Origin of the sequence: Pseudomonas sp. TWI929 (genome assembly GCF_039673335.1) — a bacterium.
Lineage (GTDB): Bacteria > Pseudomonadota > Gammaproteobacteria > Pseudomonadales > Pseudomonadaceae > Aquipseudomonas.
In genome coordinates this window covers 1-14,625 of sequence record NZ_JBDJLK010000069.1, presented here as the reverse complement: position 1 = coordinate 14,625, position 14,625 = coordinate 1, and the positions used below count along the sequence as shown (strand labels likewise).

Genomic DNA, 14,625 nt, shown 5'->3' with positions numbered 1-14,625 from the left:
CTTCGTCAGCAAGCCTAGTCGGGAAAGATGCACTACGCCGGTTATATTCGATGACAGTAAGGGGATATTCGCCAGTGCCTTTGCAAGTTGCCGCAAGGCTCCGGGCAAGTAATGCCCGGAGCCTTGCACAGGGTTACTCCAGCAACTGCTCCAGGCTCGGGTCACGCATCACGCGCTGAACCGGCTGTTGTTGTGTGCTGCCAGCCGGGGCGGCCATCTTCAACTTCATGCTGGCAACTTTGGCGCAGGCATTGCTGCCATTAGCGTAGATACCGCCCATGTCGCACTTCCATTGGTAGAAGTTCACCAGGCCACCGGACATCTGCAGGCTGTAGTCGGTACTTTGCGTACCCGGGGTAAAGGCATGCCCTGCCGGTATGTTCTGGAACCATTTCATCCACTCTTCCGAGCCGGGCTGCGGCGGGTTGGCCTGGAATAGCGGATTCATGATCGCCAGTTGCGGCGCTTCAGCGGTTGCGTGGCAGCTCAGGCAGGAGCTGTTGGGGTTGTCCACCGGCCCATTGAGGCGGCCGTTCCAGCCCAGGTGGGTGGGCGGCAACTCCTTGGTATTGGCATTGATGGCGGTCTGCTTGAGGGCCGGATTGATCCGGGTCCGGGTTGGCTGCGGGTTGGTAAATTCATTGGTGATGACCTGCGGGTCGTTACCCCACATCACCCCCACCGGTACCAGGTTGTCCCAGCTGGCCTTGCTGCTCATGGCACCGTTGTACTGGAAGGTGCCGAAGATCCAGCCGGTTTCGGCAATGCGTGTGTCGCGCACGGCGATGTCCATCTGGATCAAGGCCACGTCCTTGAGCTTGCGGTTGGCCGAGGTGAAGGTATCGGTGATATAGCCCTGCCACAGCACCGGGTTGACCAGGAACGGTACCGTACTGCGGTCGATATCGGCGAACAGCGCCTTGCACACCACCGTGCCATTGGCAAAACTATTGGGCTCAGAGGCAGGGCTCGGGTCGGGGTTGTTCGGGTCTTTCCACACTTGCCCAAGGGTGTAGGCGCCGATGTCGTTGTAAATGCCCACGGCATAGGTCTGGCCGGTGGCGGTCTGCGTGCTGGCCAGCTGCTTGGCCTGGATCTGCGCTTCCTTGGTCAGCCCGTGAATGCCCTCGCGCCCCAGTGGGCCGTAATGCTGCCAGGGCATGTGGTACCACTGCCGCAACTTGTTGCGCTGCACATACCAGTCCGCTTCAACGTTGCCCTCCAGGCAATAGCGCTTCGCTGCCTCCATATAAGGGCGCCAGGTTTCGAAGTTGTTGTCGCGGTTGTCTGGCAACTTGCCGAAGAACGCCGGCATGCCATTGGGCGGTGAGGTCGGGTAGCTCTGGCTGAGGGTGAAGGTTGGCCCTTTGTAGCTGCTGGGCGGCGCATAACCATAGTCCGGGTATGTCCCGGCCTGGGCGGCAAGGCTGAACAGGGTGGCCGTCATGGCCAGTGTGGCGAGTGTTCCGTGGGGCTGCTTCATCGATGATCTCCTTGATCGGCTGCACACCTGGCATCGACCGGGCGCGTGCCCATGGCCGATGCAGGGACTCCTTTATTGTTTTCGGCGCGGGTTCAGCCGAACCCGGCCGGCTTTCACGGGTGAGTGACTGGCGGGTGGCACACCTCCTTGCCGGCTTTTTTGCCGGGCAAACACGTACGGCCCCGGCCTGCTGGCCAGGGTTGATCGAAAGCGTGTGTAAACGGGGTGTGCGCAGGGGGATGCGGGCTGTGCCGCCTGTCGACTCCTGTCGAGCGCGTGCCGTTCTTCCTTGCTATCAGGTGTAGGCGAAACGGCAAAAACTGCCATGCCTGGCGGCAGGTTTTTTGACGCCAGCAAACCGTTCGGCTCTTTGCCAGGTTTTACCGCCGCCTGCCCTGCCGCCAGCGCCTGGCCGAACTATCCTGTGAAACGGGATTTCCGCTTGCCGGAGGTGAGCCATGCGTACGTTCACGTGGAGTTACCTGCTGGTGCTGCTGTGCGCGGCATCGGCAGCCCAGGCGCAGTCGGTAGTGCCGCTCAAAGGCCAGAGCAGCCAGCAGATGCAACTGGATATCAACGATTGCAATACCGTCGCAACCAATGCCGCGAACAGCACCGCAACGTCCAATGACCCTCATGTCGGCGGCCGGGTACGCGGTGCCGCTGCCGGTGCCGCCGCCGGTGCAGTAGGCGCGCAGGTGCGCGGCAACCAGCACGACGAGCTGTATGACCGGATGGGTGATGATGCCAAGCAGGAATACCGGCAGAACCGTGCCGGCGAGGTAGCCGCCGCAGGTGCCGCGGTGGGTGGCATGCGCCAGCGCCAGGAGCGGCGCCAGGACCGGCGCGGCCAGGACGAAGCAAAAACCCAGGCCCATGCCAGTGCCTACAGCGGCTGCCTGCAGGGCCGCGGCTATCAGGTCAACCCTTGACAGCCCTCAAACTTTTCGCAGTACCTGTAGGAGCAGCCCATTGCGACACAAGGCCGCCCCTACAGGTTTTGTGCATGCCTTGAATGCGATGCAGGCCAGACTTCAGAACTTTGCCAGTTCCTCCCGGCAAAACTCCACGAACAACTGCGCCGGCTTGGTCAGTTGCACCCGCTTCAGGCGCGCCGCCGCCAGCCCCGACAGCGCCACCGGCTCGGCGATGTCCAGCATGGCCAGGCGCTGGCCGTCGTAGGTGTACTCCGAGTGCGGGCGCGTCACCAGCAACGAAAAGCCGAAGCCTTGCCCGACCATGCCACGCACCATCTCGATCGATGGCGAGCTGAAGACGATGTTCGGCGTCAGCCCCATTTCGTTGAACAGGCTGACGAAATAGGTGCGGCTCGGGGCCACGTCCAGCAGGATCATCGGCTCCGGGCACAGGTCGCGCAGCGACACCTGGGCCTGGCCGGCATAGCGGTGCTTTTCCGGTAGCAACACATAAGGCTTTTGTGGCGGCATCAACGGCTCGGCCTCGATGGTGCCATCCAGGTCGTGGTCGTAGAGAAAGGCCAGGTCGAAGGTGCCGGCGGTCAGGCCCTGGATCAGCTCCTGCTGCTCGCCGTCGCGCAAGCGGATATCCACGCCCGGGTAGCGCTGGCGAAAGCCGGCGATCAAGCGCGGCAGGTACAGCGGTGCCACGGTTTCGAAACAACCGATGTCGATCTGCCCGGCAACGGTGTCGTTATCGGCCAGGGCGTTCTGCTCGAATTCGTGGGCCATCTGCAGCAGCGACTTGGTCTTGGCATAGAAGCGCTTGCCACTGGGCGTCAGCGATACGCCCTGGGCGTGGTGGCGGATGAACAGCTGCACACCGAAGCTTTCTTCCAGGCTCTTGATGGCCGTGGAAATGGAGGGCTGGGCAATGTACAGCTGGCGTGAAGCCTCGGCAACGCTGCCGGCCTCCACGGTAGTGACGAAATACTTGAGTTGTCGCAAGGTATAGGCAGCCACGGGTACCTCATTGACGCCGGCCTGGGCGCGCGGTGATCGTGCCTGTCACTTTACCCTTCTGCGCCCGCCTCCGGTGGCAGGGCGATGAAGGATTTATCTATGGCTTGAGCAGGTTTTTTGTAGGTGGCGACTTGCGCCGCCACCTCGCGCTCACTCAAAGAAGATATTTGCCGGTACGCAATCATCGCCAATCAGTTTGTACCCTGGCGGGCACGGCATTCCTATTACCGGACCTACACCGCGTTTGCGCCTAGACAGTACCTTCTCGGGTTGTTCACTTTCCAGCGGGCCGTGGTCGGCATCTTGCAGTTCGTTGACGGGTTCATCTTGCATGTTTTTTACTCCTGATCCATGTGATGTTGCCCAGGCAAGGTTAAAGTCCTCATCTGCACTAACCCATCTGGACCCCCCCCCATCCACTGGTCAATTACCCCCGAACAGCTTTACTGATACTTATCGCCCAAGGCATTCGGTGTGCGCTTATGAAGATCGTGGTCACCAGCATCCTCGTCGACGACCAGGCCAAAGCCCTGGCTTTCTACCACTACGTACTTGGTTTCGAGCCTAAGCATGATATTCCCATGGGCCGGCACCGCTGGTTGACCCTGACTTCGCCCAACGACCCCAACGGCGTCGAACTGCTGCTGGAGCCGGATGCACACCCGGCGGCCAAGGTGTACAAGGCCGCGCTCAAGCAGGACGGCATCCCCGCCACCTCGTTTGGCGTGCGTGACATCCAGGCCGAATACACCCGGCTGTGCGCGGCAGGCGTGCAGTTCACCCAGCCACCCACCGACATGGGGCCGGTCACCGTCGCCGTGTTCGATGACACCTGCGGCAACCTGATTCAGATCGCCCAGAAGCACTAGTGGCACCCGTCATTACGCGCAACGACAAGGATTACAAATGCGCCACGAATTCAGTGAAGTACTCAACGACCTGGTCGACTACTTTTTGCTCGGCGATATCCAGCTGCTCGAGCGCTTCAAGCAAGACCATCAACTGCCCGATGACCTGGCCTACGCATTCACCCATGACGACAGCGGAGACCAGGCCGTGCGCGACGGCATCGTGCTGCCGCTGGCCGGGGTCGATAACCTGCCCTACCGTATTCTGTTCACCCTGGATAACCACACCCCGGCCCTGCGCGAACCCGGCAGCCGCCTCAAGCACCGGCGCAATGGTTATGTGTTGCGGGTCGAACACGGTGCGCTGATGCTGTACACCTGGCGCATCCTGCAGCACTTCACGCCGAAGACGCTAGGTGACCTGATGGCGCGCTACCAGGTGCCGGGGCGGCCGATCATCGAGCTGGACAATGGCTGGTATGACGTGGAAGTGCTGGCGGGTGCGCTGGTGCGTGACGGGTTGTACGAGCCGGCGTTCGAGTTTGTGTTGAAGAAGCGCTTGAGCCGGGGCGCGGCAGCCGGCGTGGATACCGGGTATGCCTTTGGCCTGCGTGGGTACTTTGATTGATTGATCGCCTGTACCGGCCCTTTCGCGGCGGTTCGACGCCTCGATGAACCCGCTCCCACAGGGCCCGGCAATACCCTTGCAGGAGCGGGTTTACCCGCGAAGAGGCCGGTACAGGCGGCCTCGCTGTTCAGGTGTGGTTGATATCCCGGTCCTTGGTCTCCGGCAGGAAGAAAATCCCCAGCACCGCCGTCATCACCGCAATCACGATCGGGTACCACAAGCCGTAGTAGATATCCCCGGTCGCCGCCACCATGGCAAACGCCACAGTCGGCAGAAAGCCGCCGAACCAGCCGTTGCCGATGTGGTAAGGCAGCGACATCGAGGTGTAGCGGATCCGCGCCGGGAACAGCTCCACCAGCCAGGCAGCAATCGGGCCGTAGACCATGGTCACGTAGATCACCAGGATGGTCAGCAGCAACAGCACCATCGGGTAGTGGATCTTCGCCGGGTCAGCCTTTTCCGGGTAGCCCGCCTCTTTCAACGCACCGCCCAGGGTTGCGGTAAAGGCGTCGTTCTGCACTTTGAAGTCTGCCGCCGCCAGGCTGCTGCCATCAAAGCTCGGCAGTACCCGCTCACCAATGCGGATCTGCGTCACGCTGCCGGGTTCGGCCGCTTCGTTGGTATAGGGGATGGCGCGCTTGGCCAGCAGGCTCTTGGCGATATCACACGAGCTGGTGAATTTGGCCTTGCCCACCGGGTCGAACTGGAACGCGCACTGGCCAGGGTCGGCCACCACTACCACCGGGTTCTGCTCCTGGGCGACGAACACGTCCGGGTTACCGTACTCGGTCAGCGCCTTGAAAATCGGGAAGTAGGTCAGCGCAGCGATGATGCAGCCGGCCATGACGATCTTCTTGCGGCCAATGCGGTCGGACAGGCTGCCAAAGAAGATGAAGAACGGCGTGCCGATCAGCAATGACCCGGCAATCAGCAGGTTGGCGGTTTGCGGCTCGATCTTGAGCATCTGCAACAGGAAGAACAATGCATAGAACTGCCCGGTGTACCACACCACGGCCTGCCCGGCGGTACCGCCGAGCAGCGACATGATCACCACCTTGAGGTTGTCCCAGCGCGCGAACGACTCGGTCAGCGGCGCCTTCGACGCCTTGCCCTCGGCTTTCATCTTCATGAACACCGGTGACTCGTTGAGCTGCATGCGGATGTACACCGAAATCGCCAGCAGCAGGATCGACAGCAGGAACGGCACCCGCCAACCCCAGGCCTCGAACACCTCCGTGCCCATGGCCGTGCGGCAGGCCATGATTACCAGCAGCGAAAGGAACAGCCCCAAGGTAGCCGTGGTCTGGATCCAGGCGGTGAAGAAACCGCGCCGGCCCTTGGGTGCATGTTCGGCCACGTAGGTGGCCGCGCCGCCGTACTCGCCACCCAGTGCCAGGCCCTGTAGCAAACGCAGGGTGATCAGGATGATCGGCGCCGCCACGCCGATCGAAGCGTAGCTGGGTAGCAGGCCTACCACGGCAGTAGACAGGCCCATGATGACGATAGTGATGAGAAAGGTGTACTTGCGCCCGATCATGTCACCCAGGCGGCCGAACACGATGGCGCCGAACGGCCGCACGGCAAAACCGGCGGCAAAGGCCAGCAAGGCAAAAATGAACGAGGTGGTTTCATTGACCCCGGCAAAGAAGTGCTTGGCGATGATCGCCGCCAGTGAGCCGTACAGGTAGAAGTCGTACCATTCGAACACTGTACCCAGGGACGAAGCGAAGATGACCTTGCGCTCCTCCTTGGTGATACCGCGTTGGGGCGCGCTACTGCCCGTGGATGCGCTGTCGAGAACCGCCATGGGTTGCCTCCGTCATGTCATCATGCAGGCCGGAGCACCTCACACCCATTTCACCGTCGCACCCAGGCCCTAGGGCTTGCTTTGGTTGCGCGAAGCACGACGAGGCGGGCCGCCTCGGATCGCAGCAAGGTAACTGAAGCATAATCGGCTTTACCGGGATATCCACCCGCCGGGTCACAGGCAAGAGGGCTGTATGAACGACGAGGTCACACAGGGCTGGCGGGGTGACATCTGGCTGGCTGACGACCACTGCCTGCTGCTGGCTACGCTGGGCAGCACCGACAGCCACGTGCACTATGCGCATCAGGTGCTTATTGGCCTCGATGCCGATGTCGAGGTGCTGCTGGGCGAACAGCGTTACCGCGGCCCACAGGTGTTGATCCCGTCGCGGCAGCCCCATGCCATTCTCAGCCACGGCGTGCCCAGCCTTACCCTGTTCGCCGAACCACTGGCATTCGACCTGGCAGACCTCGCCCTGGCCTGCGAACAAGCCGGCAACAGCCCAGAGCAACTGGCCGAGCGACTGCGGCACTGGCCACGCCGCCGGCTCGACCCGCGCCTGGTGAAAGCGCTTGAGCGTATCCGCGCGCTGGGCGAACAGGCCTTGCCAGCCCATGAGCTGGCCAGTACTGCGGCGCTGTCGATCAGCCAGCTGGAACGCCTGTTCAGCGACAAGCTGCAGCTGTCGGTGCGGCGCCTGGTGCTATGGCAGCGCCTGCGCGTAGCCTTGCAACTGGCACTGGATGGCGCCAGCCTGACCGAGGCCGCCCTGGCAGCAGGGTTTGCCGACTCGGCGCACTTCACCCGCAGCGTCCGCCGACAGTTTGGCTTGAGCCCCGGCAGCGCCTTGCGCCAGTTGCGCCTACGCTCGCTCGGCTAGTGCCTGGCGCAACGCCGTCGGCAGCGTGGCAGGCCGATGTGCGCCGCCGTTTACCCAAGGTTCCTGCAATTGCGCCACATAGGCCTGCGGGTAGTCGGGCCGGTCACCTATGCCCATGTCATCGTCCGCCAGTGCATAGCCCGGCAGGTGCAGCGCCGTGCCCAGCAAACGGTCCCATACCGGGAAGAACAACGCGAAGTTGACGTCGCCGGTGGTGCCGTACTTCAGGTGGTGCAAGCGATGCACCGGTGCCCAGGCAAACACGTGGCGCAAGCCGCCGATACGCATGTCCACATTGCTGTGCTGCAGCAACAGCTGGATCGACACACTGAACGCCAGCAGCGATGCCACCTCGACGGGCAAACCGAGCAGCAGCAACGGCAAGGTGCCGCCCAGGGTTTCAAGCAGTTGGTGCACGGGGTGCTTCATCAAGCCATTGAAGCCGTACAGGCGGGTGACGCTGTGGTGTACTGCATGCAACCTCCACAGCAATGGGCTGCGGTGGCTGGCGTAATGCACCAGGGTGATGCCCAGGTCGGCCATGGCGATGGCCAGCAGCAACTGCAGGGCCAGCGGCCAGTGCCCAGGCCACAGGCCGGTTGCCGGCAGCCAGCTGGCCAGCAACGGGATGGCTGCCACGCTGCTGATGGTCAGGCACTCGTTGACCAGGGCATGGCACAAGTCGCGCCGGCCCTCACCTTGGCTTTGGTTCCAGGCGACCTTGTAGGGGATGAGCCGTTCGCAGGCGAACGACAGCAGCACCGCGCTGGCCAGCAGCGACAGCAGCCATAGCGGGCTTGCTGCCAGTGACAGTGCGGCACTGATGAAACCGAAGAAGAACAGCGGGGCATAAAGAATGCGCATGGGCAACTCCAGGTAGACAGGAGCCGCCGGTGTTGACGCAAGTGCCACATCGGCGCTTGAACGAACGGCGCATGAATGCGGGGCGCGGTCCCCGTGTAGGAGCGGCCTTGTGTCGCGAAAGGGGTGCGAAGCGCCCCCAGGGTCTTCACAACATCTCAAAATTGCCGGGACCGCTTTGCGGCCCTTTCGCGACACAAGGCCGCTCCTACACGGGGACCGCGTTCAATTAGAGAGAGCCTTTACTGCAAGAACTGCACAACTTCTGCCAGCACCTGTTCGGCCTGCTCCCGGTGCGGCACATGCCCACAGTCTTGAAGCAAACGCACCCTGCCCGGCCCGCCAGCCAAGGCCAGCAGCCGCTCGGGGTGCGCCGGTGAACCGAACTCGTCGTTATCGCCATGCAGGCTCAACAGCGGGCAGCGCACCTGCGCCAACATGGCATCCAGGTTCCAGTCGGCAAAATCCTCGGCCAACCAGTTGTCCACCCAGGCACGCAATACCCATTCGGCCTTGCTGCCGTGGTAACGCTGCAACCGTTGCAACTGCCCCGGCTCGGCAAACTGCAGGTCGGCTGCGCGAATGCCCTCCAGGGTGCGCGCTTCGACAAATGCCTGGGCCGACTCGGTAATCAGCCCCACACACAGGTTGGCGAACGCCGCCGCGCAGGCCACGGCCATGCCGCCACCAACGCTGTGGCCGAAAACGATGAAATCGCCAAGGCCAAAATAGTCGCGAAGCACCGTGAACCCCTGCCGCGCCTCGTTCTCGACAAAGCCCAGGCGTAACAAGCCCGGGTGTGCGTCGGAACGGCCAAAACCCAGGCGGTCGTAGGCGATTACCCGGTGCCCGGTAGCTTGCGCCAGCTGCGCCGGAAAGTCGCGCCACAAGGCGACGCAACCCAACGAATCATGCAGCAGGACGATGGGCGCCCCCTGCGCCTGCGGCGGCAGCCATTCCTGGGCGAACAGCTTACCTTGCGCAGTATTGATCCAGTGCTCGTGGCTGTGCAGCTTGCTCATGGCGCCCCCACGGCAGGTACCGGCCCTTTCAGCTCGACCTGGTTGCCATCCGGGTCGTAGCAGTACAGCGACAGCCCTTCGCCTTCGGCGCCATAGCGCTTCTCGGCAGGCTCCACCTTCACCCCCGCAGCTTGCAGGTAGGCGGTCAATGCCGCTTCATCAAAGGGCTCGATACGCAGGCAGAAATGATGCAGGTTGCGCCCCTCGGCCCCCGGTGCCGCCCCACCGGGCTGGCCCAGCGGGCCGTCCAGGGTCACCAGGTCGATCATCGCTGTGCCAGTGGCCAGGTGGACCATGCCCAGGTCTTCACGCACGCGGCTGACCGTGCAGCCGAGCAGCCCGGTGTAGAAAGCAACACTGCGCGGCAGGTCACTGACCCGCAATACGAGGTGGTCGATATGCTTGATGGCGAACGGTCGCATGCCGGGGCTCCTTGTGGCCTTCAGGCTCCTGTAGATTCACTCCTACAGAGATTGGGCTTTTCCGCAGCCACCATAGCCCAGGTGCACACGGCATGACCAGAATCAGCTACTCGTTTACCAACCGTTGCAGCACGCGCCCTTCATGGCGGGCCAGGATACGCAGCAGTTGATCGACCAGCGCCCGGTCCGGTGCATCCAGATGGAAGTGGTGCCCGCCCGGGTGCCAGGAAATCTTCGCCTGGCTGGGCAAGGCCGCCTGGCGCCGGGTAAAGGCCTCGCCGGTAAATGCCCCCTGGCGGCCGAACAGCAGGTACAGCGGGCAGTGGATCTGGCTGAGCAAATCACAGGCTTCACGTTCGGTCAGTGGCATGGGTTCGGGCAGCACCAGGCGCGGGTCGTGGCGCCAGCAGTAACCATCGCCCAGCTGCAGCAGGTCGCGCAGCGCCAGCAGCCGCGCCGCACCTTCCGACAGTTCGGTGTCCAGGCGCTCACGGCGTTGCACCAGGGCTGTGTCGAGGTCATCGAAGCGGCCGACGTCCGGCTCGGCAAAGCCCGGCAACTGGCTACGCTGGACCATGCGCTTTAGCCGGTAGGCCCGCGCCAGGTGCTGCACGCGGTCGTCTTCGGCCACCGTGAACGGTGCGCCCATGCCGTCGAGGAAGGTCATGCTGGCGATACCGCTGGTCATGGCTGCCAGCAGCGACGCCACCCCAGTGCCCATGCCATGGGCCAGTACATGAAATTGCCCCAGGCCCAGGCTGTCGGCTACCGCCAGCATGTCCTCGGCATGTTCCCACAGGTAATAGCCACTGTCGTGGCGGCGATGGTCGGAACGGCCATGGCCAACCAGGTCGGGAGCGACCACGAAGCAGCCGTCGAGCATGGGTGCCAGGCGCTCGAAAGAGGCGGCATTATCCAGCCAGCCATGCAGGGCCAGCACCGGGATGCCGTCTTGCGGCCCCCAGCAACGCACGGCAATTTCAATGCCGTTCAGGTCTAGCAGGTGATCCTTGGGTGTCGATGAAGAACGCATGGGTACGCTTCCTGACTTGAAGCCTGGTACGACCACACCAGGCCAGATACGCCGCCGGCCCCTTCGAATCCTGTCGCCAGCGGCAACCCTTGCGCCGGGCCGCGCAGGGCTCCGACACGCTACCTTGGCGCAAGGTCAGGTGCCCCACTGGCCCATCACCGACCGTGACTTAACCGTCACCGACCCTTACTGGCCGCGCAGGTCTTCGAAGAAGGCCTGCCGGCCATCCACCTGGCTCGACGCCCGCGGGGCTACTGCGGCTTCGCCATTGGCCGCCTCCACATGCCAGTAGCAGTGCTGCACCGCACGGGTCACCGCCACATAGGCCAGGCGCTGCACTTCTTCCTTTTGCGCGGTATCGAACGGCTGGGCATCACCGGCCTTGCCCAAGCCGGCCTGGCGATACACCTGGTTCTTGTAGGGTGAACTGGTCAGGTACTGGCAGTCGCCCAGCATGAACACCACGTCGGCCTGCAAGCCCTTGGCGCTGTGGTAGGTCAGCTGGCGCAGCCTGCGCTGCTCGGCCGGCAGGGCTGCCTCGGCGTGCAGCACGCTTTGCAGGTGCTCGTTCATCAGCGCCCTGTCACTGCCCTTGCGGTACAGCATCATCACCGTCTCGCCGCGCTGATAGTGCTCGATCAGTGTTTCGCCCAGCGCGGCCTCGTCACGGTCGAACACCTTGACCGGCGTGGCCGGCAGTTCGGCCGCCGGGCCACTGGCACGGGCCTTCTTGCCGGTAATTGCCGGCGTGCCCTTGACCAGGTGCTCGGCCGCGTCGATCACCTGCTGCTGGCAGCGGTAGTTGTCAACCAGCATCACCCGCGTGTTGGCCGGCGACGGGAAGGCCTTGGTGAACTCCATGAAGTACTTGGGCGAACTGCCGCGCCAGCCGTAGATCGACTGCCAGTCGTCACCCACGCACAACAGCGACGAGTGCTGGGCATGGCGCCCGGTATGCATGGCCGGGCCGCGCCGGCGGATTTCGGCAAGGCTGGCGCGCAGCCAGCTGACGATTTGCGGCGACACATCCTGGAATTCGTCGATCATCAGGTGCGCCAGAGGCCGCAACAATGGGTCGGGCAGCAGTTGCAGGTTTTCCGGGTTGTTTTCGCCGAACAGCGCAAACATGCGGTTGTAGCTCATTACCGGCGGCGACTGGTCCAGCAGATGCGCTTCCAGGGCCTTCCAGTACAACGCCAGCGCTTCGAAGAACAGTGCATCGCTGTCGCCGGCCGGGAAGCTCATCGCCGCCACCGCATTGTTCACGTCAAGGCCAAGGTTTTCGATGAAATTGGCCGCAGCGACAAAAGCATCCAGCAGCGGCGCCGGAGCCAGCTCGCCCTTGACCTTGTATTCGAAGCCGGGGCCAGCCACGGCATCACCGGCCAGCGACGCCGCCAGGCGCCGGGCCATGGCGTAGTTGTCGAGCCAGATCAGCGGCCTGTCGCAGAACGCCTGCAACAAGGTGCGCTTGACCGCCCACTCGCCGCGCACCGCCAGCTTGGCGCCGGGGCGCTGGTACTGCGCGCTTTCCGCCGGGTCGAAGCCCAGCACCACCAATGGCCCGTCACCCGCCAGGCGACCATGCACATGGAAGCGGCTGCCACGAATGTCGACAGTCTCGCGGCACGGCTCGATACCCTTGATCGGCCAGGCGCCAGCGGCGAACCACAGGTCCTCGATCACGTCGCACAGTTCTTCGTCGCGCTGGGCAGCCAACTGGGTTACCTGGGCGCGCTTCTGCACGTCGGGGTTGTTCGGGTCCAATGGCTTGAGCTGCAAGGCTTCGCTGCGCAACAGGCCGACCAGCTCGGCAAAGCGTGGGCTCTCGCCCAGCACGTTGCTGTAGCACTGGTTCAGCTGTTGGCGCTGGGCATCGTTCAGGCGCAGGTCGAAGGGGTTGCTGTCGGCCTCAGCCTCGCGCCCGGCAGGCATCTCGTTGCCCAGCGTTTCGAAGGCACGCACCTGGTCGAAGCCCGGCAGGCTGCGTACCAGCGGCAAAATGCGCGAATGGAAAGTGCGCACCAGCTCGCGGGCCTGCAACGGTTGCAGGTTGATCTGCCACAGGGCAAACACTTGCAGCAGGCGCTTGATGAAGTCCTTGCGCGACTCGCGGGTGAAGGTGACCACGGTCATCGCGTCCAGTTCGTAACCCAGGTAGTGGCGCAGCAGCAGGATGCGCAGCACCAGCGAGGTCGACTTGCCCGCCCCGGCCCCGGCCACCACGCAGGTGGACGGCGTGTCGCTGAAAATCAGCTTCCATTGCGCGGCGCTGGGCTGCGCCTCGGCGGGCAGACGCTGGGCAACATCGGCCTTGAAGCGCTTTTTAAGCTCAGCCGTCAACGGCAGGCGCCAGTCGTCGAACAGCTTGTCGTCCTGGCCGGGTACGGCGGCAGTGTCGGGGCGGGTATCACGAATCACCAGCACCTGGCGCCCAGCCTCATACCCCTCCACCCGCCCCCGCTCGAAGCCGTCACGCAAGCCATCGGCGTGGCCACTGCGCTGGCCGGTGGCGTGGCCCAGGAACCAGGAATCGCGGTGCTGCGCCTGCAGGCGGGTCAGGCCCCGCCCCAACAGGCGCGCGGCCAGGCGGCGAAACCAGGGTAGTTGGGAAGGCGGGGTAAGGTCGGCGGGGGCCTGGGGTTGCTCGTGGGCCACGGTCACTCCGTTGAAAAACAAAATCAGCCGGCATGTTCGCCGCATCGACAAAAAATCGCCAGCGAATGCTTGCAGATCAGTGGATTAGGCGATGAAGCGGATAATTACTAGCACAAAAAACATCCATTTAATAGATTGTTTTAAGCCGATATTTACGCTTATTTTCGATGTTTCTTTAGCGCATCATGGCGTCATTCCACTGATTCAAGGAGCACGACCATGCTGCAACTGCGACCGTTCGAAAGCCTCGGCCACGCCAACCACGGCTGGCTCGACGCCCACCACCATTTCTCGTTTGCCGAGTACTACGACCCGGCGCGCATGCACTGGGGCAACCTGCGGGTATGGAACGACGACCTGATCGCCGCCGGCAGTGGCTTCCCGCCGCACCCGCACCGCGACATGGAAATCATCACCTATGTGCGTGAAGGCGCGATTACCCACCAGGACAGCCTGGGCAACAAAGGCCGTACCGAAGCGGGTGACGTGCAGGTGATGAGTGCCGGCAGCGGCATCGTGCACAGCGAGTACAACCTGGAAGACGTCGATACACGCATCTTCCAGATCTGGATCGTGCCGGAGCGCACCGGTGAAGCACCGCAATGGGGTACCCGGCCGTTCCCCACAGGTGAACGTGGCGAAGGCTTCGTGACCCTGGCCAGTGGCCGTGTCGGTGACGAAGACAGCCTGCAGATACGCACCGATGCACGGCTGGTGGCTGCCACCCTGAAGGCGGGTGAAACCGCCGAGTATCGCTTCGACGCCGCACGCCGGGGCTACCTGGTGCCGGCCAAGGGGCTGGTGGAAGTGAACGGGTTGCGGGCCAAGGCGCGCGATGGTGTGGCGATCGAGGAAGAAGACGTGTTGCGGGTGACCGCTATCGAGGACAGCGAGATCGTGTTGGTGGATGTGGCCTGAAGCACATCACTGTCGCCACAATTGTAGGTGCTCTCCTGTGGGAGCGGCCTTGCGTCGCGAAAGGGCTGCGCAGCGGCCCCAGGATTTCAGCGTCACAGCAGAAATCGCCGGGGCCGCTTTGCGGC

General features: G+C 63.3%; 14 protein-coding genes. 5 read left to right on the top strand and 9 right to left on the bottom strand.

What is annotated here, in order from left to right:
* Positions 1 to 133: 133 nt before the first annotated feature.
* A complete protein-coding gene (locus ABE456_RS21965; RefSeq protein ID WP_346645800.1) occupies positions 134 to 1,483 on the bottom strand; it encodes a hypothetical protein in 1,350 nt (449 codons plus the stop codon).
* A 458-nt stretch (positions 1,484 to 1,941) separates the two neighbouring features.
* Here ABE456_RS21965 and ABE456_RS21960 point away from each other — a divergent pair, with 458 nt between their 5' ends.
* Positions 1,942 to 2,415, top strand: coding sequence for a hypothetical protein (locus ABE456_RS21960; RefSeq protein ID WP_346645799.1), 474 nt, complete (start codon positions 1,942 to 1,944; stop codon positions 2,413 to 2,415).
* Positions 2,416 to 2,517: 102 nt separating this feature from the next.
* Here ABE456_RS21960 and ABE456_RS21955 read toward each other — a convergent pair whose 3' ends face one another.
* Both ABE456_RS21955 and ABE456_RS21950 read right to left on the bottom strand, forming a co-directional pair.
* Positions 2,518 to 3,423 carry a LysR family transcriptional regulator gene (locus ABE456_RS21955; protein ID WP_346645798.1) on the bottom strand — a complete coding sequence of 302 codons (906 nt, stop codon included), beginning with the start codon at positions 3,421 to 3,423 and terminating at the stop codon, positions 2,518 to 2,520.
* 150 nt (positions 3,424 to 3,573) lie between these two features.
* On the bottom strand, positions 3,574 to 3,756 hold the full coding sequence (locus tag ABE456_RS21950) for a hypothetical protein (RefSeq protein ID WP_346645797.1): 183 nt from the start codon (positions 3,754 to 3,756) through the stop codon (positions 3,574 to 3,576).
* A gap of 149 nt (positions 3,757 to 3,905) precedes the next feature.
* Between ABE456_RS21950 and ABE456_RS21945 the strand changes: the two genes are divergently transcribed.
* Positions 3,906 to 4,292, top strand: a complete 387-nt coding sequence (locus ABE456_RS21945; RefSeq protein WP_346645796.1) for a VOC family protein — start codon at positions 3,906 to 3,908, stop codon at positions 4,290 to 4,292.
* A 37-nt stretch (positions 4,293 to 4,329) separates the two neighbouring features.
* Entirely contained in the window at positions 4,330 to 4,899 is a 570-nt protein-coding gene (locus tag ABE456_RS21940) for a hypothetical protein (protein WP_346645795.1), read from the top strand.
* A 127-nt stretch (positions 4,900 to 5,026) separates the two neighbouring features.
* Here the strand turns inward: ABE456_RS21940 and ABE456_RS21935 are convergent, their stop codons facing one another.
* Entirely contained in the window at positions 5,027 to 6,706 is a 1,680-nt protein-coding gene (locus ABE456_RS21935) for an MFS transporter (RefSeq protein WP_346645794.1), read from the bottom strand.
* Between the two features lie 193 nt (positions 6,707 to 6,899).
* Here ABE456_RS21935 and ABE456_RS21930 point away from each other — a divergent pair, with 193 nt between their 5' ends.
* The gene (locus ABE456_RS21930) at positions 6,900 to 7,586 is read left to right on the top strand and encodes an AraC family transcriptional regulator (RefSeq protein ID WP_346645793.1); all 687 of its coding nucleotides are present in this window, start codon (positions 6,900 to 6,902) and stop codon (positions 7,584 to 7,586) included.
* Here the strand turns inward: ABE456_RS21930 and ABE456_RS21925 are convergent.
* From ABE456_RS21925 to ABE456_RS21905, 5 genes are all read right to left on the bottom strand, one after another.
* Positions 7,569 to 8,450, bottom strand: coding sequence for a sterol desaturase family protein (locus ABE456_RS21925; protein WP_346645792.1), 882 nt, complete (start codon positions 8,448 to 8,450; stop codon positions 7,569 to 7,571). The genes ABE456_RS21930 and ABE456_RS21925 overlap by 18 nt on opposite strands.
* Positions 8,451 to 8,689: 239 nt before the next feature.
* Positions 8,690 to 9,469: an alpha/beta hydrolase gene (locus ABE456_RS21920; RefSeq protein WP_346645791.1), complete on the bottom strand. Its 780-nt coding sequence runs from the start codon at positions 9,467 to 9,469 to the stop codon at positions 8,690 to 8,692.
* On the bottom strand, positions 9,466 to 9,891 hold the full coding sequence (locus ABE456_RS21915; RefSeq protein WP_346645790.1) for a VOC family protein: 426 nt from the start codon (positions 9,889 to 9,891) through the stop codon (positions 9,466 to 9,468). The genes ABE456_RS21920 and ABE456_RS21915 overlap by 4 nt, the downstream gene beginning before the upstream one ends.
* Before the next feature lie 106 nt (positions 9,892 to 9,997).
* Complete coding sequence (locus ABE456_RS21910) at positions 9,998 to 10,924, bottom strand: alpha/beta fold hydrolase (protein ID WP_346645789.1); 927 nt, start codon at positions 10,922 to 10,924, stop codon at positions 9,998 to 10,000.
* Positions 10,925 to 11,110: 186 nt separating this feature from the next.
* A complete protein-coding gene (locus tag ABE456_RS21905; RefSeq protein WP_346645788.1) occupies positions 11,111 to 13,627 on the bottom strand; it encodes a UvrD-helicase domain-containing protein in 2,517 nt (838 codons plus the stop codon).
* A 174-nt stretch (positions 13,628 to 13,801) separates the two neighbouring features.
* Between ABE456_RS21905 and ABE456_RS21900 the strand changes: the two genes are divergently transcribed.
* A complete protein-coding gene (locus tag ABE456_RS21900; RefSeq protein ID WP_346645787.1) occupies positions 13,802 to 14,500 on the top strand; it encodes a pirin family protein in 699 nt (232 codons plus the stop codon).
* The last annotated feature ends 125 nt before the right edge of the window (positions 14,501 to 14,625 follow it).

What these genes read in the sequence shown, in the direction of transcription:
- ABE456_RS21925 (WP_346645792.1), bottom strand. Translation starts at nt 8,450, where the DNA reads ATGCGCATTCTTTATGCCCCGCTGTTCTTCTTCGGTTTCATCAGTGCC.
- ABE456_RS21905 (WP_346645788.1), bottom strand. Translation starts at nt 13,627, where the DNA reads ATGCGGCGAACATGCCGGCTGATTTTGTTTTTCAACGGAGTGACCGTG.
- ABE456_RS21965 (WP_346645800.1), bottom strand. Translation starts at nt 1,483, where the DNA reads ATGAAGCAGCCCCACGGAACACTCGCCACACTGGCCATGACGGCCACC.
- ABE456_RS21930 (WP_346645793.1), top strand. Translation starts at nt 6,900, where the DNA reads ATGAACGACGAGGTCACACAGGGCTGGCGGGGTGACATCTGGCTGGCT.
- ABE456_RS21940 (WP_346645795.1), top strand. Translation starts at nt 4,330, where the DNA reads ATGCGCCACGAATTCAGTGAAGTACTCAACGACCTGGTCGACTACTTT.
- ABE456_RS21945 (WP_346645796.1), top strand. Translation starts at nt 3,906, where the DNA reads ATGAAGATCGTGGTCACCAGCATCCTCGTCGACGACCAGGCCAAAGCC.
- ABE456_RS21935 (WP_346645794.1), bottom strand. Translation starts at nt 6,706, where the DNA reads ATGGCGGTTCTCGACAGCGCATCCACGGGCAGTAGCGCGCCCCAACGC.
- ABE456_RS21910 (WP_346645789.1), bottom strand. Translation starts at nt 10,924, where the DNA reads ATGCGTTCTTCATCGACACCCAAGGATCACCTGCTAGACCTGAACGGC.
- ABE456_RS21950 (WP_346645797.1), bottom strand. Translation starts at nt 3,756, where the DNA reads ATGCAAGATGAACCCGTCAACGAACTGCAAGATGCCGACCACGGCCCG.
- ABE456_RS21900 (WP_346645787.1), top strand. Translation starts at nt 13,802, where the DNA reads ATGCTGCAACTGCGACCGTTCGAAAGCCTCGGCCACGCCAACCACGGC.
- ABE456_RS21920 (WP_346645791.1), bottom strand. Translation starts at nt 9,469, where the DNA reads ATGAGCAAGCTGCACAGCCACGAGCACTGGATCAATACTGCGCAAGGT.
- ABE456_RS21960 (WP_346645799.1), top strand. Translation starts at nt 1,942, where the DNA reads ATGCGTACGTTCACGTGGAGTTACCTGCTGGTGCTGCTGTGCGCGGCA.
- ABE456_RS21915 (WP_346645790.1), bottom strand. Translation starts at nt 9,891, where the DNA reads ATGCGACCGTTCGCCATCAAGCATATCGACCACCTCGTATTGCGGGTC.